The organism is Streptomyces sp. NPDC052036 (assembly GCF_040680495.1).
GTDB lineage: Bacteria > Actinomycetota > Actinomycetes > Streptomycetales > Streptomycetaceae > Streptomyces.
The window spans coordinates 154,819-179,421 of the sequence record NZ_JBFAWW010000016.1; the positions used below are offsets into that span (position 1 = coordinate 154,819).

Sequence of the window (24,603 nt, forward strand, 5' to 3'; positions counted from 1 at the left end):
GGGCTGCAGCGACGCGACGAAGTAGGGTCCGGCGGCCGGACGCTCCGTTGCCCGTCGTGCCGCCCCTGGGCCTGGACCGGGGGCGGCACGCGACGGGGCCGCCCCCGGTCCGGCGTAGCCCACGAGCCCCGCCTCAGGGCCCGGCGCTGTCTCTCTCCAGCCGGGCTATGTGCCGCAGCGAGACGGCGAGGTCGTTCTCCCGGCACCAGCCCATCGCGATGCCGAGCGGAACGCCGTGTTGACTCCTCAGCCGCAACAGGGTCTCCGCGCGGTCGGCGGGCGGGTGACGGGCCGTCACCGACGCTTCCAGGAGCGCGGGCGCCCGGGCCAGCACGTGCGCGAACCGCTCGCGTTCCCTGCGGACGACTTCCAGCTGGGCATCGGTGAGCGGTGCGAAGCCCAGCCCGGTGCGCACGGATCTGTCGGCTACTTCGACCAACTCGTCGAGCCGGGCCAACGGCACACCGACAAGGGCCAGTTGGGTCCCCGCGTGCCGTAACAGCCGGCGTACGACATGGGCCCGCCCACGCGGCCCGGGCGCGAACCCCGACCCGATGAGCAGGGCGACCGTGAACGAGCGGTCGACGAGCAGACGGACACGTTCGGCCTGAGCCACTGTCGTTCCGTGTACCGGCAGCACTTCATGGACGCTCTTGACCAGCGTCGCGAAGCGCGGGCTGCCGAACGGATCACGAGTACCGTCCAGGGCCCCGAGGAGTCCGTTCTCGAGTACGGCGACTTCGAGCAGCGAGCGGACCTGTCCCATGGCGCTGAACCGCAGGTGTGCGAGGGCCCGGTAGCGACCACAGCGGCAGCCCGGACCGCAGGTCCTGCTGCACGGGACACCCACGGGAAACTCGATGCTCAGACGCGGGCCGGCGAGCGGTACCGCTCCGCTCGGCACCGCCGGGGAAGGGCCGTCGAAGCCGATCCGCCGCGCGTTGATGCCCAGTTGGCGAAGCGCCTCGTACAGCGGATTCGGGTCCGGGGGACGCGCCGAGACGACGAACGCGAGGCCTCCCGGGTCCACGCCCGCACCGGCGAGCGCCTCGGTCACGTCGCCGATGGGGACGCGGAACGCGCGGGGTCCCGCCCATACGGCGCTCAACACGCGCTGCGCCGAGGCAGGCGTGGCGACCGGTACCGCATGCATGTGCCGCGTCCGGATCGACCATCGCACGGTGTGCACGCCGCCGCGCGCATGCGACAAGGGGGCGAGCAGCGGCTCGATCCAGGACGGTGAGCCGTGGTCCGGGAACAGCCCGGGGAGGCTGCCGGGCGGTGCGAGAACCGGTGGCGGCTGCCAGCGGTATCCCCGGGCGCCCAGGGCGGCCGACACCTGATGGATGTCGCCTGACGCACTGATCACGGGCCACCTCGCTGATTGATGGACACCACGACTCCCCGTCATTAGTGACTCGAATGTGACAGCCACTATAACAAAAGAAATTTCGACCCCGGGATGCCGCAGATGTATGGGGGTGAATGGGTGCATATCGGGACTGAACAATCATGTGAAAGTGAAATATAGAGCCCATTTTGACCCTGTTTTTGATTTATTGACTGACTGAGTCAAGCGCTGTCAGGATCCTCGTAGTCAAACCGCTGCGGCCGCAGATGGCCGTGACGAACGAGAGGTGTTCGCTGTGCGCAAGATTGCTGCTACCTTCCTGGCTTCCCTCGCCCTCTTCGCGGGAGGCTCAACGGCCGGCGTGGCCGCGCTCGCCAACGCCTCGGCGAACTCCCATGCCGTCCTGGCCGACAACCGCACCGCGGGTAGCGACGACCTTCCGCTGTGCTGCTGAGGCCGGAACCGGTCCATGTGCGGGGAGCACGGCAGAGCGCCCCATAAGCGAACTTATGGGGCGCTCCGAGGAAAGGGCGGAACGAGGCGGGTCAGCGCTGCCTTGCATCCTGGGGCGTGGCGGAGATCAGGGTGCTGCGGTGGCCCATGAGCCGCATGCCCTGTCGGTAGGCCCACACGGCCCGCTCGCTCTCGCCGCTCTTCTCCAGGATCTCCGCCAGTTCGGACCAGGCGAAGGCCGCCTGCCGCCCCGCTTCCGAGGCTTCGAGCAGCAGGGCGCCGCGCTCGTAGGCGGCCTGCACCGCTTCGTGGTCGTCCCGCAGCAGATGCGCGGCCGCGAGGACCAGTTGGACCCGAGCACTCTCAAGCCGGTGCTCCGGACCCAGTAGGTCCAGGGCCCGCTGGGCGTGCTCGATGGCGCTGTCCGGCCGGCCGAGCATGACCTCGGCCCGGGCCAACGCGGTCTCCACATAGGCGACGTCGATACTGCTCCCCAGGGACCGCAGTGTGGCGGCGCTCTGTTCGAGCAGTGCCTTGGCCGCCTCCGGGTTCGGATCCTCGGACTGCAGCAGGACGGTGGCGTGCGCGTTGCGTACGCGGGCCAGGGCTCGTTCGTCGTCCCCCTCCGCGTAGATGGCGACGGCCTTCTTGATCAGCGCCAGGGCCTCGTTCGAGCGACCCTGGCGGTGCAGCACCGCGCTGGCGTTCCAGTAGGCGCCCCCCAGTGCCCGGCGGTCGGCGATGATCTCCGCCCGGCTTATCGCCTGGGAGGCCAGGAAGTTGGCGCGGTGCAGATCGCCGCGTTCGCTGTAGACGCCGATCAGGGTGGACAGCAGTTCGAGGTAGGCGACCGTCGGGGGCAGGTCCGCGGCCTCGGCCTCGGCGAGGGCGGCCTCGGCGACCTCGATGGCGTGGGACAGGTTCCCCAGCTCCCGGTAGCAGCGGCACAGGGACATGACGATGCTCAGCTGGTCCACCGTGCCCCGCCCCTCCGTGGTGCACAGCCGGCGCAGCGACTCGAAGTGCGTCGCGGCCTCCTCCAGGTCTCCCTTGTGTTCCAGACACTGGGCGATGCCCAGCTCCACGGCGAAGAAGAGGTCCTTGTGCTCGGTGGCCGACAGCCTGCCTCGCAGGTCGGTGAAGGTCGTCAGGGCCGCGGCCGCATCGCCGTTGCGCAGGGCGAGTTGTGCGTAGTGCAGCTCCACCTCCAAACCGATGACGTCCGGCTTGGCGATCGGTCCCGACAGATAGGCGGCATCGCAGCCCAGCCGCTCGGCAAGCTGGGCCATCACGTCGTCCGAGGGGATGCGCTTCCCGGCTTCCAGCAGGGAGACATAGCTGGGGGACAGGTTGGGCCGCGCCAGGGCCTCCTGCGAGAGTCCGGCCGCCCTGCGGAGTCGTCGGATGCGTGAACCCAAGGATTCGTTCTCGGTCACTGTGACTCCTCACTTGACAGGCCTGAAGGAAACAGGGCCCTGACAGGGGCTTTCCTGGGCCGTTAGGCGATATGGGTGCTGGTGTCGGTATTCTCTCCGATGCACCCTGATATCCGATGCCCGCCTGACCTGCGGAAGCTTCGGTGGGTCACCGAGTCGAGCCGGCGACCGGAGGGTCATGATCCTCGGAGCTTTCCGAGTGTACTGACTAACGGTATAACATTCCAGTCATCATCGCAGTGATGGCGGCGTGTCGCATTGATCGCGACTCCCGGTCTTTGCTGGGCCGGTCCCTTCCGGCTCAGGGGCGCAAGCGTGACCGGGCCTTCTGCTCACCCGTGCATGCACGGGGCCGACGCAGCGCACCCGCCCCTCGCTCAGCCGCCGATTCCCGGTCGTCCCGGGCGACTCGGCCCCGCACGCCCTTCGCTGAGCCTGACTTTCCCTGTCTGCTCCTGAAGATCACCAGGAGGCCCATCCATGACCGCGTCCGCCCCCGACCGCGCCCCCACGCGCACCAGCGCAGCGGCGCTCCCACACCGGGTCGCCCGCAGGCTGCCCGGCCTGCTGCAGGACACCGCCTTCCGCCGGTACTGGACCGCACAGACGGTCTCCCGTCTCGGGGACCAGGTCTCCGCCCTCGCCCTCCCCCTCATCGCGGTCACCGTGGTGCATGCCGACGCGGCCCGGATGGGCCTTCTCGGAGCCGCCGCCTGGCTGCCGAACCTGCTGTTCGGGCTGCACGCCGGACTGTGGGCCGATCACCGTGCCAACCGCCGCCGAGTCATGATCGCCGCGGATGCGGGCCGCATGGTGCTGCTCGCCACGGTCCCGGTCGCCTATACGCTCGGCAGACTGACACTCGGTCAGCTCTACGCCGTGGCCTTCGCCGTCGGCACGCTGTCGGTGTTCTTCGAGGTCTGCAACCCCCCACTGTTCAAGGCCCTTGTGCCACCGACCGCATACGTCCAGGGCAATGCGCTGACCAGCGGCAGCCGAGCCATGTCGAAGGTCGTCGGGCCGAGTGTCGGGGGCTTTGCGGTGCAACTGCTGTCCGCGCCCTTCGCATTGCTCGCCGACGCCCTGTCCTATCTGGTGTCCGCCCTGTTCCTGTCCCGGATCACGCCGGCCGAGGCGCCACCGGCACCCAAGGAGCGGGGCCGGCTGCGTGCGGCAGGACACTTCATCGCGCGTTCGCCCGTCATCCGCAGCGCACTCGCCGCGACGGCCACCGTGAACTTCGGCTGCTTCATGGTCACCACGCTCTTCGTCCTCTACGCCACCACGACCCTGCACCTCAGTCCGGGCCTGCTCGGCCTGGTGCTGGGGGCGGGAGCCGGCGGCGCGCTGCTCGGGGCCGCCCTCGCCACACCGCTGACCCGGCGCATCGGCGTGGGCCGGACGTTCGCTCTCGGATGCCTCGCCATGCCCGCCCCGATGCTGCTCATACCGGCCGCCACCGGGCCCAGGCCGGTGGTCCTCACGATGCTCTTCGCGGCCGAGTTCGGGTCGGGGATCGGCGTCATGTGGCTCGACATCGCCCTGGCCACCATCCTGACCTCCGCGGTCCCCGACGCGATGCGGTCGAGCGTCTTCGGCGCCTATCAGTCCGTCAACCTCGGGACACGGCCCCTCGCGGCGCTCGCCGCGGGAGTGCTCGCGGGCCCGCTCGGCCCGCGCACCACGCTGTGGGCGGGGGCGGCCGGCGCCCTCGCCGCGTTCCTCTGGCTCCTTCCCTCCCCCGTGCTCAAACGCGAGGCACACCACGCCGACCAGGCTGTCTGAGAGGCACAACGCGGCCTCGAAAGTGCCTCCACACTGCCTCCCGCAGTGCCGATTCGGCGCCGACGCCGCGGTTAGCGTGACATCACCGCTCGATGATCGACCACTCGAAACCGGACGTACGCCCGCGTCCGCCGATCAGGGTGGCCGGACAGCGAGTCGGCCGTCGGCCGGCCCCGCACACGGGCCGCGCCGCACCGGCTGCACCTGTCCGGTCACCGCCCAGCTGTCACGTCCTCATGGAGACTTCCGTGGCCCCAGCAGATTCCGGATTCTTCCTCAACGCGTTCCTCGACCAGGTCGCCGCGACGCCTCACGAACCGGCAGTCGAACTCGGCGACCAGCACCTGACCTACGCCGAACTCGACGCGCGGGCAGAGAAGTTGGCCGCCCGGCTGCAGTCCTCGGGCGCCGGGCCCGAGGCCACGGTCGGCGTGCTCATGGAGCCCTCGCTCGACCTCGTCGCCGCCGTACTGGCGGTCGTCCGGTCCGGCGCCGCCTGGCTGCCCCTGGACCCGTCGTACCCCCGTGAGCGGCTCGCCTACATGATCCGCGACTGCGGCGCCCTGCTGGTCATCGCGGACAGCACGGCGCCCGACTGGCTCACGGACCTCGACGTGCCCCTGGTGGACCCGACGAGCGCCGAGCGGACCGGCCCGGCCGACCTGCCACAGCTCACCCCCGAGACGTCGGCGTACGTCATCTACACCTCCGGCTCCACGGGTCGGCCCAAGGGCGTGACGCTCACTCAGCGCGGGCTCGCCAACCTGGCCGAGGCACAGGTCGGACCGTTCGGGCTGCGCCCCGGAAAGCGCGTCCTGCAGTTCGCCTCGCCCAGCTTCGACGCCTCCGTCTTCGAGCTGACCATGGCCCTGCGCTCGGGAGCCACCCTCGTCCTGCCGCCCCGCCGCGACGTGCTGTACGGGCCGGGCCTCGGCGACTTCCTCAAGGACACCCGGATCACGCACATCACGCTGCCGCCGAGCGTGCTCGGGATGGTCCCCCCGATGGAACTCCCGGACCTGGAGACCATCGTCTGCGCCGGAGAGGCCCTGCCCGCACACCTGGTGGACCGCTGGGCCCCCGGCCGCACCATGTTCAACGCCTACGGCCCGACCGAGGCCACCGTGTGGGCCTCCCTCGCCAGGACCCTGCCCGGCGGCGGAAAACCCGTCATCGGCCGCGCGATCGACGGCGTACGCCTCCATGTCCTGGACGAGGAGATGCGTCCGGTGCCGCCCGGAGCGACCGGCGAGCTGGTGATCGCCGGCGCCGGCGTGGCCCGCGGCTACATCGGGCGGCCCGCCCAGACCACCGACCGCTTCGTGCCCGACCCCGACGACTCCGGCCAACGGGCCTACCGCACCGGCGATCTGGTCCGGCTGACACCCGACGGCGACCTCGACTTCCAGGGCCGCATCGACGACCAGGTCAAGCTCAACGGCTTCCGGATCGAGCTCGACGAGATCGCCGGAGTGCTCCGTGAACACCCCGAGGTCCGGGACGTCGCGGTCGTCGTGGGCCGCGTGGGCGACGAGGACCGGCTGCTCGCCTACGCCGTGGCGCCCGGCACCGCGGCTCTGGAACTGCGCGAGTTCGCCGGCGGTCGACTGCCGCACTACATGGTGCCGTCGATCGTCGTCATCGAACGTCTGCCGCTCACGCCGAACGGCAAGCTGGACCGTGCCGCGCTTCCGGCACCCGACCGTGCGTCCCTTGGCCTGGCGGGCGACCGCACCGCCGCCCGCACCGAGACCGAGCGCCGCCTGGCGGAGATGATCGGCGAACTGCTCGCCCTCGACGGCATCGGCGTCCAGGACGACTTCTTCCTGCTGGGCGGCCACTCCCTCCTCGCGGGACGGCTCGCGGCCCGGATCCGTGCCGAGTTCGGCACCGAGCTGCCGATATCGCGGATCTACGAGGAGCGCACGATCGCCGGCATGGCCGAGGCGCTCAGCGGCCACGCCGACAGCGCTCCGCCGCTTCCGCCCGTGACCAGGGCACCGAGGAACCAGCCGCTGCCGCTGTCCTTCCCGCAGGAACGCATCTGGTTCCTCGAACAGCTCTCACCCGGCAACCTCGCCTACAACGCACAGGCCACCATCCGGCTGCGCGGCCCGCTCGACGCGGAGGTCTTCCAGGCGACGCTCACCGAGATCGTGCGCCGCCACGAGATCTTCCGTACCGCGTTCTCGACCGTCGACGGTGTGCCCGTCCAGGAAGTCCGCCCGCCGCTGACCGTGGACCTGCCGGTCGTCGACCTGGGCGACCTGCCGTCCGACGAGCGGGAGCGTCGCACCGAGGAAGTCGTCCGGGACACCATCCGTCGTCCCTTCGAGCTGACCGACCCGCCGCTCGCCCGTTGGCTGCTGATCCGGTACGCCCCGGACGACCACACGCTCGTCCAGGTGGAGCACCACTTCGTGCACGACGGCTGGTCGTTCGCGGTCCTTCTCGACGAGATCCGGGCCATCTACCCCGCACTGGCGGCCGGCCACCCCTCCCCGCTGCCCGAACCGGCCGTCCAGTACGCCGACTTCGCCGCCTGGCAACGGGCCTGGATGCGTGACGACGTCCTCACCCGCCATCTGGACTACTGGCAGCGTCATCTGGACGGCGCCTCGTTCATCCTCGACCTGCCCACGGACCGCCCCCGCCCGCGCGCCCACTCGTTCAGCGGCGCGGCGCTGCGGATCGATCTTCCGACCGAACTGAGCCGCGCGCTCCGCAAGAGCAGCCGGCAGGCCGGAGTGACCCTCTTCTCCTCGATGCTGTCCGGCTTCGCCGCGCTGCTGGGCCGCTACTCAGGGCAGACCGACCTGGTCATCGGCACCGGGGCCGCCAACCGGCGCCTCGCCGAGACGGAACGCATGCTCGGCATGGTGGTGAACACCCTGCCGCTGCGTCTCGATACCTCCGGCTCACCCGGGTTCGGTGAACTCCGCAGCCGTGTGCACGACGTCCTCGTCGACACCGCGGACTGGCAGGACGTCCCGCTGGACCGCCTGGTCGAAGCCCTGGCACCGCCCCGCGACCCCTCACGCAACCCGTTGTTCCAGGCGATGTTCAGCTTCCACAACGCCGCCGTGCCCGATCTGCGGTTCGGCGGGATCGAGGGCACCGTCCTGGAGCGGCACAACGGCTCGGCCAAGATGGACCTCAACATCGTCGTGGTGCCGCGGGCCCAACAGCGCACCGGACAGGACGAGGATCCCGAAGACGACCGGATCACCCTCATCTGGGAGTACGCCACCTCGCTCTTCGACGAGGACACGATGCGGCGCATGGTCTCCCAGTACGTCGCCCTCCTGGCATCGGCCATCGCCGATCCCGACCGCCCGATGGACCTGATCGAGCTGCTCACCGCGGCGGAGGCGGACGGCCACCCCGGTCCCACGGCCGACGCCGGGCCCTCGGCCGGTGTGGGTGAGGAGGTCGTGTTCTCGGGTGGTCTGCTGCCTGGGTTGGTGGATGCGGTGGCGGGGGGTGCCGGTGAGGTGCCGGCGGTGGTGGATGCGAATGGTGTGTTGTCGTACGGGGAGTTGGTGGGCCGGGCCAATCATCTGGCGGTGCGGTTGCGTGCTGCGGGTGTGGTGGCTGATGTGCCGGTGGGTGTGTGGATGGACCGGTCGGTCGAGATGGCTGTGGTGTTGCTGGCGGTGGTGAAGGCCGGTGGTGCGTTCGTGCCGTTGGATCCGGATCTTCCGGTGGGCCGGGTGGTGCGGATTCTGTCGGACGCCGGCGCGTCGCTGGTGTGCGTGGACACGGCACGGGCCGGTCAGCTCGCCGAGGCAGACGCCGAGGAGCAGGGCATCACGGCGCTGGAGTGCGGTGCGGGCATGTTGTGGCAGTCCGCTGTGGTGGGGCCGGATGCCGGGATCACGGGCGAGAACCTGATCTCCGTGTATTACACGTCGGGTTCGACGGGTGTGCCGAAGGGTGTGGCGTCGACTCATGCGGGGTGGGCGAACCGGATGCAGTGGATGCTGGCGCGGTATCCGTTGGGTCGGGGTGAGCGGGTTCTGCACAAGACGGTGCTGAGTTTCGACGATTCGGCGGTGGAGATCTTCTGGCCGTTGATCGCGGGTGCGACGGTGGTGATGTTGCCGGCGGGTCTGCATCGTGATCCGCGGGCGATCGCGGACTGGGCCGAGGCTCATGGTGTGGTCGGGTTGCATTTCGTGCCGAGCATGCTCGGGTTGTTCTGTGACGAGGTCACCGAGGAGCGGCGTGCCGGTCTGGCGGGTCTGCGGTATGTGATCTCCAGTGGTGAGGCGCTCCGTCCCGGCCTGGTGGGGAAGTTCTACGACCGCCTCGGGGCCACGGGTGCCAAGCTGTTCAACCAGTGGGGTGCCACCGAGGTCTCCATCGACTCCACCAGCCATGAATGCGCACCGGATGACCGGTGGGCGGCCGATGTCCCGCTGGGTGAGGCGATCGCGAACAACCAGGTGCTGGTGCTCGACGAGCATCTCAACCCGGTTCCGGTCGGTGTCCCCGGTGATCTGTATCTGGGCGGAGTGGGACTGGCCCGGGGTTACCTGGGCGACGCCCGCAAGACCGCGGGAGCCTTTGTGCCGCATCCGTTCGTGCCAGGTGAGCGGTTGTACCGCACCGGGGACCGTGGGGTGTGGCGGGCCAATGGGACGCTGACGTTCCTGGGTCGTGCGGACAGCCAGGTGAAGATCCGGGGTATTCGGATCGAGCCGGCGGAGATCGAGCACACGGTGCGTCGCTTCCCGGGGATCCGGGATGCGGTGGTGGTCAAGTGGGAGCCGGCGCCGGGGGATCAGCGGCTGGCGGCCTATGTCACCGTCGAGGCGGAGGCGGAGGCGGCCGGTGCGGAGCTGGTGCCGGGGCTGAACGCGTATCTGGCGGATCAGCTGCCGGTCTACATGATTCCGTCCAGTGTCACGGTGCTGGAGCGGATCCCGGTGAACGCCAATGGCAAGACCGACTACCGGGCGCTGCCGGAGCCGGAGTTCGTGGCCGGTGAACAGGGCACGCAGCCGTCCAGTGAGGCGGAGCTGCTGGTCGCGGGTGTCTGGTCGCAGGTGCTGGGCCGACAGGACCTGGACGTGGGCGCCAACTTCTTCGCCCTGGGCGGTCACTCGCTTCTGGCGACCCGGATCGTCTCCCGGCTGCGCAGTGCGCTGTCCGCCGAGATCCCCCTCGCCGTGATCTTCGACAACCCCACCATCCAGACCATGGCCATCGCCATCGAGAACATCCTGCTCGCACGAGACGCGGCCGGGGAGAGGAACCGCTCATGACCATGAGCCCGAGCATCGAACGGGAGCTGGGCGGCGAGGGACGGACGGGCACGGAGGGCGCGGTCGGAGATGCCCCGCTGTCGGCGGCACAACGACGGCTGTGGTTCCTCGAACAGCTCCGCCCCGAACTCGTCGAGTACAACATGGCGCAAGTCCTGGAGCTGTCCGGGGCGCTCGACGCCGAGGCGCTCGACGCGGCGCTGGCGCTCGTCGTGGACCGCCACACCGTCCTGCGCTCCCGCGTCGTACAGGGCACCGACGGCACCCCGTGTCTGCGCGCCGAACCGTCGTCCGTGGTCACCCTCTGGCGCACCGATCTGCGGCATCTCCCCGCCGACGAGGCATACGCCGAGGCGCTGCGGCTGAGCCGCAGCGACACCGAGCGGCCGTTCGACCTGAGCGAGGCCCCCTGGCTGCGCGCACGCCTCACCGAACTGCCCGGCCAACGCCATCTGTTCACCGTCGTCGTGCACCACATCGCTGTGGATGCCGCCTCGATGCAGATCCTGTGGTCCGAACTCTCGCAGGCGTACACGGCCTTCGCGTCCGGACACCGACCGGATCTGCCCGCGCTGCCGATGCAGTTCGCCGACTACGCCTCCTGGGCTGCCCGGCACCTGGACGCCGAGAGCATGGCCGGTGAACTGAGTCACTGGAAGCGGATGCTGGCCGGTGCCAACGCGACCGAACTGCGCACCGACCACCCGAGGCCGGCGGTCCGCAGCGGCCAGGGTGCACGACTGTCCCACGTGGTCGATCCGTCGGTCGCCCGCGGGGTCCGTGAACTCGCCCGCTCGCACTACACGACGCCGTTCATGGTGCTGTTCGCGGCGTTCGCGGCGCTGGTGTCCCGGCACACGGGCAGCCGGGACGTCACGGTCGGCATCCCGATCTCCGGCCGGATGCGCGAGGAGACGGAGCGGCTGATCGGATTCTTCGTCAACACCGTGCTGCTGCGCACCGACCTCGACGGTGACCCGACGTTCGCCGAACTGCTCACCCGGGTCCGCGGTACCACCCTGGACGCCTACGAACATCAGGAGCTGCCGTTCGACCTCCTGGTGGACGAACTGCGGCCGGAACGCGATCTGAGCCGCAACCCGCTGTTCCAGCTGATGTTCAACCTGGTCGAGGAGCAGACCTCCCGGCTGGAGCTGCCCGGGGTCTCGGTCCGGTCGCTGCCCGTCGAGACGGACACCGCACGATTCGACCTCGATGTCACCGTGGTCACCCAGGGGGAGCGGATGGAGGTGCTGCTCTCCTACGCCACCGAGATCTTCGAGGCGGAGACCGTCGGCCGGTTCGCCGAGCACTATCGGCAGGTCCTCGCCCAGGTGGTGGCGCGACCCGACACCCGGCTGGGCGATCTGGAGGTGCTCACCCCGGGGGAGCGGCGACTGCTCCGCCACGACTGGAACGACTCCACACGGCCGGAACCGGCGCGCTTCGTCCACGAACTCGTCGACGAGCACGCCGAGCGCACCCCCGACGCGATCGCCCTGGTCGGCCCCGACGGGGACGAGGTGACCTACGCCCAGCTCGCGGAGCGGTCCACCGCACTCGCGGCCACGCTGCGCGCGGCAGGCGCGGGACAGCAGGCGCCCGTAGGCGTGCTCGTCGAGCGGTCCCCGGAGATGGTGGTGGCCCTGCTCGCGGTCCTCAAGGCGAATGCGGCCTATCTGCCCCTCGAACCGACCTATCCGCGCGACCGGCTCCAGTTCATGCTGGCCGACAGCGGAGCCGCTCTCCTGCTGACCCGGCCGGCGCTCGCGGACTCGCTCGGGCTCGGCGCGGACATCCGCGTCATCGACGTGGGTGAGCCGCCGTCCGTCGACCCGGCGCAGGAGGCACCCGCGTCGGTGCCGGCCGACCGGGACGACCTTGCGTACGTCATCTACACCTCGGGCTCGACCGGGCGCCCCAAGGGAGTCATGGTCACGCACCGCGGACTGGCGAACTTCGCCCAGGACATGGTCCGCAACCTCGAACTGTCCGGCCGGGACGTGCTCTGCACGGTCACCACGATCGCGTTCGACGCCTCCGTGCTGGAGCTGTTCGTACCCCTCAGCTGCGGTGCGCGCCTGGTGATCGTCGACCGCGCGACCGCATCGGACGGGGCGGGCCTGGCGCGGCTGCTCGCGGCGCAGCACGCGACGGTGCTGGCGGCGACCCCCGCCACCTGGCATCTGCTGTTGCTCAGCGGCTGGGATGGCGCCGGCCTCCAGGCCGTCTCCGGCGGCGAGGCGATGTCCACGCAGCTGGCGGCCGAACTGGCACCGAAGGTGTCCCGGCTGTGGAACCTCTACGGCCCGACCGAGACCACCGTCTACTCGACGCTGCACCAGGTCACCCCGGACAACCCGGCGGGCTCGGTGCCGATCGGCCGGCCGATCGCCAACACCCGGCTGTACGTGGTCGACGACCAGCTGCGGCTGGTGCCGGTCGGCGCGGTCGGTGAACTGCTCATCGGCGGCGCGGGCCTCACCCGCGGCTACGCGGGTCGGCCCGGGCTCACCGCCGAGCGGTTCGTCCCGGATCCCTTCGGTACCGGCGAGCGGCTCTACCGGACCGGGGACCTCGCACGCCGGCGTCCCGACGGGACCCTGGAGTACATCGGCCGTGAGGACACCCAGGTGAAGATCCGGGGCTACCGGATCGAGCTGGGGGAGATCGAGTCGGTGCTCCAGCGGTACCCGGCGGTGGCCCGCGCCGCGGTGACGACCGCCGGGGAGGGAATGGGCCGCCGGATCGTCGGCTACGTCTCCTGGCGCGACCAGCCCGACGAGGCCGGTCTGCGCGCCTTCGTGCAGGACCGTCTGCCGCAGTACATGGTCCCGGCGGGCCTCGTCGGCCTGGCCGAGATGCCGATGACGCCGAACGGCAAGGTGGACCGCAAGCGGCTGCCCGAGCCCGACTGGTCGGGAGACACCGAACCGGTCAATCCCCGGGACGTTCTCGAACTGCGGGTGACCTCGATCTGCGAACGGGTCCTCGGCCGCTCGCCCGTGGGCGTCCGGGACGACTTCTTCGCCGTCGGAGGCAACTCGCTCACCGCCTTCGAACTGGTCGAGGCGGTACGGCGGGAGCTGGGCGTGAGCGTGCCCCTCAGCACGTTCTTCCGGGAACCGACCGTCGAGGGACTCTGCGCGGCGCTGCCGGACGTGTCCGCCGTCGCCGACCAGCTGCTCGTGCCGCTCGCGACCGGTCCCGACCGCTCCGGCCCCCCGCTGTTCCTGGTCCACCCGCACGGCGGCGGCGTCAGCTCCTATGTGAGCCTGGGCCGGGAGCTGGACGGCCGGCTCACCGTCCACGGCATCGAGGCGGTCGGCTACAACACCGACACGTCCCCCTTGAACACGGTCGAGGACATCGCAGAGCGCTACCTCCGCGACATCCGGACCGTCGACCCGGAGGGGCCCCGCCTGCTGGCCGGCTGGTCCTTCGGCGGCGTCGTCGCCTACGAGATGGCGGTCCAGCTCGAACGGGCCGGTCGGCCCGTCGAGGCGCTGATTCTGCTGGACTCGCCGGTTCCGGGCTCGGCGGACCTCGTAGGAGACGAGGACGTGCTGTCCCGGTTCGGTGCCGACGCGGGACTCGCGGCGGAGGAGATGGAGTCGCTCGACGACGAGCAGCTCATCGCCGCACTGGTCCGGCAGTCGCATCAGGCGGGCCGACTGCCCGGCCGCGTCGAGTCGACGGCGGTGCGCCGCATGGTGGCCGTCGCCAGGGCGAACGCCGTCGCGGCCGGCCGCTACCGGCCGGCGGCGAGGATCGGCGCGGACGTTCACCTGCTGACCGTCTCCGAGAGCCACCCGACGCTGAAGGGCCCCGACGTCGACCCGGTCGCATGGCAGGCGCTCACCCGTGGCCATGTCCACCGGGTGCCGGTCCCCGGCAACCACCACGACATGGTGCACCCGCCCCACGTCGGCGAACTGGCGGCCCGCATCGCCGAGATCGCCCGATCCCTGCACGGCACCGCGACGACCGAGGACACCCGATGAGCGCCGTCACGTACGTCCAGGAGGTGCGCGCCCGGCAGGACCGCGGCGCGGTCGGCAACCTCAACCCCACGACCCACACCACCGAGGAGGCGTAGGTGGAGATCGGCCTGAAGAGTCAGGACCTCCTGGCATCACCGGGCAGCCACGACCGGACACAGCTGGAACAGGCACCCGGAGCACTCGAACACGGCACACTCCTGGGCACGGGCACCGCCCCCAGCCACCATGGCGAGCTGCTGCAAGGCGTGTTCGAGGACGACGGCAGACTGCGCCGCGGCCTCGTCACCCTGCCCTGCGCCCTGTTCGCCAGCAACGCCACGGTACGGCTGAGCCCTTGGGAACCGGAGCTGACCGTCACGCCCTCCTGGAAGACCAAGGCGCTGCACGCGGCACGCAGCACCCTCGACGTCCTCGGCATGAGTGCCTACGGCGGACAGCTTGAGCTGCGCGGCGACGTCGCCGTAGGCCGCGGACTCGGCTCGTCCACCAGCGATGTGACGGCGGCGATCCTCGCCGTCCTCAACGCGGCCGGTCGGCATCTCGCGCCGGAGACGATCGCCCGGCTCGCCGTCGGCGCCGAGGCCGCCACCGATCCGCTCATCTACTCCGATCGCATGCTGCTGTTCGCGCAGCGCGAGGGCGCGGTGATCGAGGACTTCCATCGGCCCGCACTGCCGATGGAGGTGCTCGGCTTCTCCTCCGTCGACAAGGAGATCGACACTCTGGCCCTGCCCCCCGCGCGGTACAGCGCCTGGGAGATCGAGTGCTTCCGCGCGCTGCGCGGCCTGATGCGGCGCGCGGTCGGCCGGGGCGACATCACCGAGCTGGGGCGCATCGCCACGGCGAGCGCCCGTATCAATCAGCGTTTCCTGCCCGTGCCGCACTTCCACCGCCTGCTGGAGATCGCCGAGGAGACGGAAGCCCTGGGGATACAGGTGGCGCACAGCGGCTCGGTGGCGGGCCTGCTCTTCGACCCCTACCGACCCCGGCTCGACGGGCAGCTGGCCCTCGCCGCCCGTCGGCTTGCCGAACTGCGATTGACGAACCATTGGCGCTACACCGCCGGGAGCGACAGCCATGTCACTTATGCACGCGAGTCGTAAACCCTTCACCAGCGTGGTCGACGGCCACATCCTGCCCAAGGTCATCCGCCTCGAGGACGACCTGTACGCGGCCGCCTTCCATCTGATGAAGCTGCTGCCCGCCCACTTCATTCTCCGCAGCGCGGCCGAGACGGGCGCCCTGGCCCCGGACGCCACGGTCGTGGAGACGACCTCCGGCACCTTCGGGCTCGGCCTCGCCATGGTGTGCAGGCTCAAGGGCATCCCGCTGATCCTCGTCGGCGACCCGGCGATCGACCCGCCGCTGCGCCGACGGCTGCAGGCCCTGGGCGCCCGCGTGAGCCTCGTGTCCGGCCCGGAACTGCACGCCAAGGGCGTGCAGCAGGCGCGCTTGGACCGGGTGGCCCGTATCCAGTCCCGGCTGGACTCGTACTTCACCCCCGGGCAGTACGACAACCCGCTCAACCCGGTCTCGTACGGCGCGGTCGCCGAACTGCTGCTGGAGAGCCTGGGCAGCCTCGACGCCCTTGTCTGCCCGGTGGGATCCGGCGGCTCCTCCTCCGGAATCGGCTCGTTCCTGCGCGCCCTGAACCCGCGGATGAGGCTCATCGGAGTGGACACGCCGGGCAGCGTGCTCTTCGGGGCGCCCGCCGGCCCGCGGCAACTGCGGGGCCTCGGGAACGGACTGGTCCCCCCTGTGCTGGACCACACACTGTTCGACGAGGTGCACTGGCTGGACGCGCCCCTCGCGTTCGCGGCGACCCGGCGACTGCACTGCGACCACTGCCTCTACATGGGTCCGACGAGCGGCGCAGCGCACCATGTCGCTCGGTGGTACGCCCGACGCCATCCCGGCCTCAGGGTCGTGGCCCTGTTCCCCGACGAGGGCCACCGCTACACGAGCACCGTCTACAACGACGCGTGGATGCGCCGCAACGATCTGCTCACCCCCTCGATCCCCGACGGCCCGCGCACCCTGGACCATCCCGCCCAGGTGGCCGGTTCCTGGTCGCGGTTCGCCTGGGACAGGCGGCCGCGCGAGGAGGTCGTCGCCCTGATGGACGGAGCCACGGTATGACCCAGGACCTCCTCGTCCTCGTGGAGAGCAACACCACGGGCACCGGACGACTGTTCCCGGAGGCCGCCCGAGCCCTCGGACTGCAACCGGTCCTGCTGGCGTCCGACCCGGCCCGCTACTCATGGGCCGGCGACGTCGAAGTCGTCCGCGCCGAGACGGACAGCACCGAGGCCGTGGTGGACGCCTGCCGGCGCCTGGCGGCCACCGGGCGGATCGCGGGCATCAGCACCAGCTCCGACTACTTCGTCGGGACCGCCGCCGCAGCGGCCGCCGCGCTGGGCCTGCCGGGCCATGCACCGGAGGCCATCGCCGCGGTCCGGGACAAGGGAGTCCAGCGACGCCTTCTCGCCGACCAAGGCGTGCGGGTACCACGGTTCACCGTGGTCGCCGGCGTGGACGAGGCGCTGGAAGCGGCCGAGTCGATCGGATACCCGGTCGTCGTCAAGCCGGTCACCGGCAGTGGAAGTCTCGGCGTGCGACGGTGCGCGGACCCCGTGGAGACGGCCCGGCATGCGGCCCTGGTGCTGGCGCGCGGACACAACGAGCGGGGCGTTCCCGTGCCGCGCCGCCTCACCGTCGAGGAGTTCATGACCGGCGAGGAGTACTCGGCCGAGGTCCTGAACGGCGACGTGGTCGGCGTGACGCACAAGCATCTGGGGGCACTGCCCCTGTTCGTGGAGACCGGGCACGACTTTCCGGCGCGGCTCGCGCCCGCCGTGCACGACGCGGTGTGCCGGGCCGCCGAGGCCGCGGTCCGGGCACTCGGCCTCACTCTCGGCCCGGCCCACGTGGAACTGCGGGTGGACCGAGAGGGACCCGTCCTCATCGAGGTGAACCCCAGACTGGCCGGCGGTTGGATCCCGCGACTCGTCCAGGAGGCGACCGGGATCGATCTGATCCTGGAGACGGTCAAGGCGTTCTGCGGCCGGGCGTCCACGCCGGACGCGACCGCCCGCGGCGGGGCCGCGATCCGCTTCGTGCTCGCCCCGGACGACGGAGTGCTCTCCCACTTCGACGGGGTGATCGAGGCGCGCACGGTGCCGGGCGTCACCGACGTCGAGATCTACCGCGAGCCGGGCACCGAGATCACCGTCGCCGGGGACTTCCGGGACCGGATCGGCCATGTGCTGGCCCGGGCCGATTCCCCGGCCGCGGCCGCCGCGGCCGCCACCGAGGGCGTACGCCTGATCCGCCCGGTGCTGGTCACCGGGACGGAGGTGCCGGCATGACGAACTCCGGACGTCTGCGGTCGGCGGCCTCGCCCGAGATACGGCGGATGCTGCTGGAACGCCGCGACCCGCCGCGACCCGCCTGGAAAGCGGAACTCGATCGCATCTCGCAGGTCGACCTCGCCCATGTCGTCATGCTGTCCGAGCGGGGCATCACGGACGAGGACACCGCATCGGCGCTGCTCTCGGCGATCCGGGAACTACGCGAGAAGGACTACGAGCCGCTCGAGACCCTTCCCACCCCCCGCGGCCTCTACCTCGCCTACGAGGGCTATCTGATCGAGACGCTCGGTGACGAGGTCGGCGGCGTACTGCAGACCGGACGCTCACGCAACGATCTCGGCGTCACCTGCCTTCACCTGGCGCTGCGCGATCCCTTCCGCCGGCTGTCCGCCGAACTGAGCGGCCTGGGCACCGTGCTGACCGACCAGGCACGCCGGTACCGCGAGGTACTGATGCCCGCCTACACGCACTTCCAGGCCGCCGTGCCCATCACCTACGGTCACTATCTGCTGGGTCTTGCCCAGGCCCTGGAACGCGACGCCGAAGCGCTGGCACAGGCGGGCCGGACGCTCGACCGGTGTCCCCTCGGCGCGGGCTCCATCGGCGGGACCACCGTTCCGATCGACCCCTCCCGCACGGCCGAACTCCTCGGCTTCGGCGAACCGGTACACAACTCGGTCGACGCGATCGCCACCCGCGACACGGCGCTACGGCTGCTGTCCGCCGCGGCGGTGCTGGGGGTCACGCTCGACCGTGCGGCCCTCGATCTGCTGATGTGGTCCAGCGCCGAGTTCGGCCTGGTGACCATCCCCGACGGGCTGGTCGGTTCGAGCTCGATGATGCCGCAGAAGCGCAACGCGTTCGTGCTGGAGCATGTGCAGGGCAAGTCCGCGGCCGCGCTCGGCGGATTCGTGGCCGCGGCGAGCGCGATGCGGGGGACACCCTTCACGAACTCCATCGCCGTCGGCACGGAGGCCATGAGCCACGTCATGCCGGCCCTGGACGCGACGATCGACGCGGTGCGAATCCTTCGGCTGGCCCATGAGGGCGCGGAGCCCGTCCCGGAGGCGATGGCGGCGCGGGCCACGGAGGGACTGACCGACGCGACCGCGACGGCGGAATGGCTGGTGCGGCGCGGTGTGCCGTTCCGACGCGCCCATCACCAGGTGGGGGAGGCCGCCCTGGCCGTGGTGGAGGGCCGGGCCGGCTCGCTGTGGTCGGCCCTGGCCGACCAGGGGCACATTCCGGCCGAGTCCCGGCAGGAGGTGCGCCCCGAGACCGTGTGGCGGGCCGCGGAGTTCGGCGGCGGCCCGGGCCTGCCCGCCTTCGAGCGGAGCGTGGAACCCCTCGCATCGCGGTGGCAGGAACACGGCAGGGCACTCACCGGGTGGACCACCCGCTGGCAGGACGCAAACGAGCGACTGCGCGATGCCGTCACAGCGCTCACGAGCCGGGCGGGAACGGATGCCGCGCCCGCTTCACGAGAGGAGATCATCCATGGCTAGCACCGGTCCCTCGGACGTGGTGGAGCTGCGCAGCGACACGTTCACCCTGCCCACGCCGGAGATGCTTCAGGCGATGACGACCGCGGCACTCGGCGACGACGTGTACGGCGAGGACCCCACCGCGCGGGAACTGGAGCTGTTCGCGGCGTCGTTGCTCGGCAAGGAGGACGCCTGCTTCATGCCGAGCGGCACCATGGGCAACCTCGCCGCCCTTCTCGCCCACTGCCCTCGCGGCACCAAGGCCCTGGCCGGCGCCGAGTCGGACATCTACATCTACGAGGCGGGCGGGGCCTCCTACTGCGGTGGCGTGATCGTCGAACCCGTGGCCAACGCCGCCGACGGAACGATGGCGCTCGCCGACATCGAGGCGGCCTTCCCCGCGGATCCCGACGACCCGCAGTTCGCGCTGCCCGCGCTCCTGTGCCTGGAGAACCCGCAGAACCGCAGCGGGGGACGGGTCCTGCCGCTGGAGTACCTCGCCGAGGTCGCCGCGCTGGCACGGTCCCGTGGCGTGGCGGTCCATCTCGACGGCGCGCGGATCTTCAATGCGGCGCTCGTCACGGGCGTCCCGGTGCACGTCATCGCCGCGTACGCGGACTCGGTGCAGTTCTGCCTGTCCAAGGGGCTGTCCGCGCCGGTAGGATCCATCGTCGCCGGCAGCGGCGAGTTCATCACCTCCGTGCGCCGCATCCGCAAGATGCTCGGCGGCGGGATGCGTCAGGTCGGGGTGCTGGCCGCCGCGGGGCTGGTCGCCCTGCGGGAGATGACGGCCCGGCTGGAGGACGACCACCGCACCGCCCGGCGGCTCGCCGAAGGGCTCACAGCGCTTCCCGGGGTCACGGTCGAGCCCGTCGAGACGAACATGGTCTTCTTCCGGGTCGACACCCGCGGCCTGTCACAGGCCGACTTCATGACGCTCGCCTGGGCCGAGGGCATCCACCTCGCGGAACTCGGCCGCGGCCGCATCCGCGCGGTCACTCATGCCGGGGTGAGCGACGCGGACATCGACCGGGCGCTGGCCGTCTTCCGGCGGATCCTCGCTCCGGCCCCCCTGGCCGCCGCCTCGCACCATTCCTGATCCACCGTCCCTCACGTTCCGTCCACACCAAACCATGTCCATCGAACGGAGAACCGTCATGCAGCAGCACACCCGCCAGTGGCTCGTCGTCGTCAACGAGGAGGAGCAGTACTCGGTCTGGTCGGCCGACCGTGACATCCCGCAGGGCTGGCGGGCCGTCGGCGTCACCGGCTCGAAGGAGGAGTGCCTCGACCACATCGAGCAGACCTGGACCGACATGCGGCCCCTGAGTCTGCGGCGCGCCATGGCGGAGCGCGGCGTCGCGGCCTGACACCTCACGCAGGAGTGCGTCCCGTACCGGAACACCGGTACGGGACGCACCCCGCGCTGTTGCCACGGTGGTCGGCTGCCGCCCTCCGATCAGGCCAAAGGGAGGACTCAACAGCCCACGTCCGCCTGGCTTCCGGGTCGGCTGCGGTCCGGAGTGCCTAGGCTGTCACCGCTACGGAAGGGCGGTGCCATGGATGCTGACTCCCGGACCAGGGCCGCGATCGAGGAGCACTGGCGGGCCTCGGAACGCGGGAACACCGAAGCCGAGCACGCCATCTACGCCACGGACGCGATCCTGGACTACCCGCAGTCAGGTGAGCGGTTCCGGGGCCGCGCGACGATCTCGGCGCAGCGCGGTGGGCACCCGGCCGACCGGCACTTCAGCGTCCAGCGCATCACCGGCCAGGCGAATCTATGGGTGAGTGAATGCATCATCACCTACGACGGTGTGCCTTCGTACTCGGTGAGCATCATGGAATTCGCCGACCAGCACGTGGTGCACGAGACGCAGTACTTCGCCGACCCGTTCGACGCGCCGGCCCGGCGGGCCGCGCTCGCGGAGCCGATGCCGGGCCGAACCATCGCCGGAGCCTGATTCCGCCGGCCGAAGGCCCCGCTCGACCACCCACCGCTCGGGCAGCGGATGCACCCTGTGGACGCGGGCCGCCTGACGACCTCCAGCCGGATTCCAAGAAGAAGTCCCTGACCACCAGCTGCCTGGATCGGATGTCCTCTAGGCGTCGCCGACGGCCACCGCACGGCTGCGGTTGTCCGCGTACGAACGGTGCACCACGAGGGGGTGCAGCTTCCGCGACAGGTACCGCTGACCGGCGGAGGGCGAGGACGAGCCGTACAGGTGCCGCACCTGGTGCAGGATCGAGAAGCGGGGCTCCGTACCGTCCTGGTGCTCGGTTCGGACCAGGCCGTACGTCACGAGGGTGAAGACGATCGCGGCGGCTTCGGCGTCCGATGTCCCCGCCGCACGCGCCGCCTCCGCGATCGACCAGCTCGTCAGGCTCCGGGCCGTGGTCGCGAGGAGGGACACAGCGGGCCGCGGCAGCCGGTCGAGCGTCTGACGCAGCCGGGAGGCGGGGTCGGGCGGATAGGAGCCCGCGGTCGGGGGCGCGGTGAGACTGAACGGATCACGGCTGACCTCGGCCAGCAGCTGTTCCGGGGAGCGGACCAGGCACCAGTCCCCGGCGAACTCCAGGACCCGGGGGAGACCGTCGAGCCGTCGGCACAGTTCCGCGACGATCGCGGAGTTGGAGGCGTCCAGGCCGAACGCCGGCTGGTGGCAGCGGATCTGTGCGCAGAGCAACCGGACGGAGGCGACGTCGGCGAGTTCTTCCGTGACGCGGTCCACCGTCGGGTCGGGAACGGCCAGGGGGGACAGCGGCAGCACCTGCTCGCCCGGGATGCCGCACGGCCCGGGCGCCGTGAGCAGGATCTGCGGTCTGACGGGATGCTGCAGGAGGGATGCGATCCGGCCGAGGCCCGGACGCGAGAGGTCGGTGTCGTCCAGGACCAGGAGCATCCGACGTACCGACAGGTCCTTCGCGAGGTCGTCCACGGGGACCGCATCGCCCCGCGACAGCCACCGCACCGGGACTCCGCCGACGGTGGACTGGAAGCGGGCCGCTTCGGCGGCCAGGCGGGACTTGCCCACGCCGGGTACGCCGACGACGCTGACGAGCCGCCGCTCCGGAACGTGCAGCAGCCGGGTCAGGGAGGAGAGTTCGGCCTCTCTGCCGACCAGGCAGTTCGGCGCGTTCCACGGAGGCGTGAGGGCGTCGTCGCCCCCCACGGCCGTGGCGGCGGTCCGTGCGGCCAGCGCCGCCTCGATCAGCGCGTCCCGCTCGGTCGTGCGCAGGCCGAGCCCGTCCGCGAGCAGTCGGACGGTCTCCGGCCGTGGCGAGGAGACCTTGCCCAACTCCAGATTCCTTATGGCACGGACGCTCACGGTGGCCAGATCTGCGAGATGACGCTGGGTGAGACCTGCCCGACGACGATGATTTCTGAGAAGGAGACCGAAGTCCCGGTGCGTTCGACTGTCGCTCATGATCTCTCTCGGAAAAGGCTCGCGTGGCATGCCTGTCAACAAGTCCCATAAGGGGCTTGACATCGTTGCCAAGGCTCATCACACCCAACGCGGCTACGGTGCCCGGCGGGATACGCGACGCGTTCGACGGCCACTGGTGGATTGTCAATCTGACTACAGTGACTCAAATATTGACTAGCTTGTCAAGTTGCGCCCGAGGCGTCATCTTGCTCGCGGTTGAGCTGAAGGGGGCGACGGCAGATGCCGTCGCCCCCTCGTGTTCGCGTTGGAGATCAGCAGCAGAGTGGCAGGTCAGGGCCCTGTCCGTGCATCGGCCTGAAAGTCTGAGGGGTGGCGTCATGGGCGAGTTGGGCCGTTCCTGTCACGGCGTGCCTCGACAGTATTTTGTGTGCCGCCGCTTCCCCGGGTATGGAGAGACATAACAGCACCATGGTGACCGGCGCGAAGCACCGCGTTCGGACCTGTTTCATGAAGTTTCTCTCCTGAAGGATTTCTCTGTCGCAGCAGAGGGAGTCGCTTCCAAGCCAACCCGTCCTTTTTGCGGTCGACTTGAGTGCCGCATGAAAGATTGACAGGCCATGACTAAGGCAGTCAATGCCGACACGGCGGGTGCTTTATGTCCCTAGTGTCGAGTGATGACTCCTTCACCCCGTAAGTCCCTGAGTCGCAATAACTGCATTAGGGGACAAAAGGCGCCTGTGGGGCGGTTCCCGGCCTCCAGGCGAGGAGGATCACCCGGATCAAAGGCGTGACAAGGAGTCAAGGGCAATACGCACGACAGCGCCCCGGGGCCGCCCTTCTGCGCCCCGGGGCGCTGTCGTGCGCCGTCCGTGAGTGGGTCTCAGCGGGAGGTGAGCAGCCCTTCGCGCAGCCGGGCCAGCATGCGTGACAGCAGCCGCGAGACATGCATCTGGGAGACCCCGAGGCGCTCGCCGATCTGAGCCTGGGTGAGTTCCTCGACGAACCGCATATGGATGATCTGCCGATCGCGCTCGTCCAACTCGGCGATCATCGGGGCCAGCGCATGGAAGTCCTCCACCAGCTCCAGTGCTGCGTCCTCGGCGCCGATGAAGTCCGCCAGCGCGGTCTCGCCGTCCTCGTCGGTGCTGATCGCGGCATCCAGGGAGGAGGAGTTGTATCCGTTGGAGGCCAGCCTTGCCTCGATGACCTCCTCCTCCGAGAGGCACATCAGCTCCGCCAGCTCCTTCGTGGTGGGGACGCGGCCCAGTCGGCTGCGCAGTTCCTCCGTCGCCCTCGCCAGCTGCACCCGCGCCTCCTGGAGCCGGCGCGGCACATGGACGGCCCAGGAGGTGTCGCGGAAGAACCGCTTGATCTCGCCGACGATGTACGGCACTGCGAACGAGGTGAACTCCACCTCGCGCGAGAGCTCGAACCGGTCGATGGCCTTGATCAGTCCGATCATGCCGACCTGGACGATGTCTTCCATCTCCTCCGGTCCACGGCTGCGGAACCGGGCGGCCGCGAAACGGACCAGGGACATGTTCATCTCGATCAGCGTGTTGCGCGCGTACTGGTACTCGAGCGTGCCCTCGTCCAGCACGGTCAGCTGGTCGAAGAACAACTTCGACAGCTCGCGGGCGTCCCGCGGGGCAACCCTCGACGGGTCGGCGACCTCCGGCAGTGCAGCTGTGCCCGCCTCCGCCGCCGTTGTCGTCATCGCCGACATCATGTTCCCTCCCGGATCGACTACGTGCGTGTGAGCCCGCTTCGGGCCGACGACACTCCGCCTGCCCCGAGGCCGGGAGACTATGCCTGACGATCCGTTCCCCCGCCGCCTCGGCGTGTGGCGGCGGGCCGCCGTGCGGGCGACTACAGCAGGTGAGGTGTGCGAGGCGGCCGTGTCCCCGGCTCGTTGTGGTGTCGCAGTGAGGGACCTGCTCGCCAGCGAGGCACTCGGGAGCGGTATTGACCAAGATGCGACGGAACTTGTCCGATCCGGGTGGTTGAACGCGCCGGTAACCGCAATCATGCCATTTACGCACCGTAGCGGTAGGCATTCG

General features: G+C 70.3%; 15 protein-coding genes. 11 read left to right on the top strand and 4 right to left on the bottom strand.

Annotated features, from left to right (window positions below; all coding sequences use genetic code 11):
* Positions 1-133: 133 nt before the first annotated feature.
* A complete protein-coding gene (locus AB0L95_RS22865; protein WP_365163925.1) occupies positions 134-1,369 on the bottom strand; it encodes an alanine--tRNA ligase-related protein in 1,236 nt (411 codons plus the stop codon).
* 277 nt (positions 1,370-1,646) lie between these two features.
* On the opposite strand from AB0L95_RS22865, the gene AB0L95_RS22870 reads away from it, so the two are divergent.
* The gene (locus AB0L95_RS22870; protein WP_365163926.1) at positions 1,647-1,805 is read left to right on the top strand and encodes a hypothetical protein; all 159 of its coding nucleotides are present in this window, start codon (positions 1,647-1,649) and stop codon (positions 1,803-1,805) included.
* Between the two features lie 91 nt (positions 1,806-1,896).
* Here AB0L95_RS22870 and AB0L95_RS22875 read toward each other — a convergent pair whose 3' ends face one another.
* Positions 1,897-3,240: a helix-turn-helix domain-containing protein gene (locus AB0L95_RS22875; protein ID WP_365163929.1), complete on the bottom strand. Its 1,344-nt coding sequence runs from the start codon at positions 3,238-3,240 to the stop codon at positions 1,897-1,899.
* 480 nt (positions 3,241-3,720) lie between these two features.
* On the opposite strand from AB0L95_RS22875, the gene AB0L95_RS22880 reads away from it, so the two are divergent.
* From AB0L95_RS22880 to AB0L95_RS22925, 10 genes are all read left to right on the top strand, one after another.
* On the top strand, positions 3,721-5,025 hold the full coding sequence (locus AB0L95_RS22880) for an MFS transporter (protein ID WP_365163930.1): 1,305 nt from the start codon (positions 3,721-3,723) through the stop codon (positions 5,023-5,025).
* 248 nt (positions 5,026-5,273) lie between these two features.
* Complete coding sequence (locus AB0L95_RS22885) at positions 5,274-10,295, top strand: amino acid adenylation domain-containing protein (RefSeq protein ID WP_365163931.1); 5,022 nt, start codon at positions 5,274-5,276, stop codon at positions 10,293-10,295.
* Positions 10,292-14,299, top strand: coding sequence for an amino acid adenylation domain-containing protein (locus tag AB0L95_RS22890; RefSeq protein WP_365163932.1), 4,008 nt, complete (start codon positions 10,292-10,294; stop codon positions 14,297-14,299). Before AB0L95_RS22885 ends, AB0L95_RS22890 begins: the two co-directional genes overlap by 4 nt.
* 95 nt (positions 14,300-14,394) lie before the next feature.
* Positions 14,395-15,402: a GHMP kinase gene (locus AB0L95_RS22895; RefSeq protein ID WP_365163934.1), complete on the top strand. Its 1,008-nt coding sequence runs from the start codon at positions 14,395-14,397 to the stop codon at positions 15,400-15,402.
* The gene (locus AB0L95_RS22900; RefSeq protein WP_365163935.1) at positions 15,377-16,438 is read left to right on the top strand and encodes a pyridoxal-phosphate dependent enzyme; all 1,062 of its coding nucleotides are present in this window, start codon (positions 15,377-15,379) and stop codon (positions 16,436-16,438) included. The genes AB0L95_RS22895 and AB0L95_RS22900 overlap by 26 nt, the downstream gene beginning before the upstream one ends.
* On the top strand, positions 16,435-17,667 hold the full coding sequence (locus tag AB0L95_RS22905; protein ID WP_365163936.1) for an ATP-grasp domain-containing protein: 1,233 nt from the start codon (positions 16,435-16,437) through the stop codon (positions 17,665-17,667). Before AB0L95_RS22900 ends, AB0L95_RS22905 begins: the two co-directional genes overlap by 4 nt.
* Entirely contained in the window at positions 17,664-19,175 is a 1,512-nt protein-coding gene (argH, locus tag AB0L95_RS22910) for an argininosuccinate lyase (RefSeq protein WP_365163938.1), read from the top strand. The genes AB0L95_RS22905 and argH overlap by 4 nt, the downstream gene beginning before the upstream one ends.
* Positions 19,168-20,253, top strand: coding sequence for a low-specificity L-threonine aldolase (gene ltaE / locus AB0L95_RS22915; protein ID WP_365163940.1), 1,086 nt, complete (start codon positions 19,168-19,170; stop codon positions 20,251-20,253). Before argH ends, ltaE begins: the two co-directional genes overlap by 8 nt.
* 58 nt (positions 20,254-20,311) lie before the next feature.
* Positions 20,312-20,524, top strand: coding sequence for an MbtH family NRPS accessory protein (locus AB0L95_RS22920; protein ID WP_365163941.1), 213 nt, complete (start codon positions 20,312-20,314; stop codon positions 20,522-20,524).
* 189 nt (positions 20,525-20,713) lie between these two features.
* A complete protein-coding gene (locus AB0L95_RS22925) occupies positions 20,714-21,118 on the top strand; it encodes a nuclear transport factor 2 family protein (protein ID WP_365163943.1) in 405 nt (134 codons plus the stop codon).
* A gap of 138 nt (positions 21,119-21,256) precedes the next feature.
* On the opposite strand, the gene AB0L95_RS22930 is transcribed toward AB0L95_RS22925, so the two are convergent.
* Both AB0L95_RS22930 and AB0L95_RS22935 read right to left on the bottom strand, forming a co-directional pair.
* Positions 21,257-22,612, bottom strand: coding sequence for a helix-turn-helix domain-containing protein (locus AB0L95_RS22930; protein ID WP_365163944.1), 1,356 nt, complete (start codon positions 22,610-22,612; stop codon positions 21,257-21,259).
* Positions 22,613-23,423: 811 nt separating this feature from the next.
* Entirely contained in the window at positions 23,424-24,269 is an 846-nt protein-coding gene (locus AB0L95_RS22935) for an RNA polymerase sigma factor SigF (protein ID WP_365163977.1), read from the bottom strand.
* Positions 24,270-24,603 lie beyond the last annotated feature (334 nt).

Bases quoted from the DNA above. Each gene is read 5' to 3' on its own strand.
- AB0L95_RS22880 (WP_365163930.1), top strand. From the start codon at position 3,721: ATGACCGCGTCCGCCCCCGACCGCGCCCCCACGCGCACCAGCGCAGCG.
- AB0L95_RS22890 (WP_365163932.1), top strand. From the start codon at position 10,292: ATGACCATGAGCCCGAGCATCGAACGGGAGCTGGGCGGCGAGGGACGG.
- AB0L95_RS22900 (WP_365163935.1), top strand. From the start codon at position 15,377: ATGTCACTTATGCACGCGAGTCGTAAACCCTTCACCAGCGTGGTCGAC.
- AB0L95_RS22905 (WP_365163936.1), top strand. From the start codon at position 16,435: ATGACCCAGGACCTCCTCGTCCTCGTGGAGAGCAACACCACGGGCACC.
- argH (WP_365163938.1), top strand. From the start codon at position 17,664: ATGACGAACTCCGGACGTCTGCGGTCGGCGGCCTCGCCCGAGATACGG.
- ltaE (WP_365163940.1), top strand. From the start codon at position 19,168: ATGGCTAGCACCGGTCCCTCGGACGTGGTGGAGCTGCGCAGCGACACG.
- AB0L95_RS22920 (WP_365163941.1), top strand. From the start codon at position 20,312: ATGCAGCAGCACACCCGCCAGTGGCTCGTCGTCGTCAACGAGGAGGAG.
- AB0L95_RS22925 (WP_365163943.1), top strand. From the start codon at position 20,714: ATGGATGCTGACTCCCGGACCAGGGCCGCGATCGAGGAGCACTGGCGG.
- AB0L95_RS22930 (WP_365163944.1), bottom strand. From the start codon at position 22,612: ATGCCACGCGAGCCTTTTCCGAGAGAGATCATGAGCGACAGTCGAACG.
- AB0L95_RS22935 (WP_365163977.1), bottom strand. From the start codon at position 24,269: ATGTCGGCGATGACGACAACGGCGGCGGAGGCGGGCACAGCTGCACTG.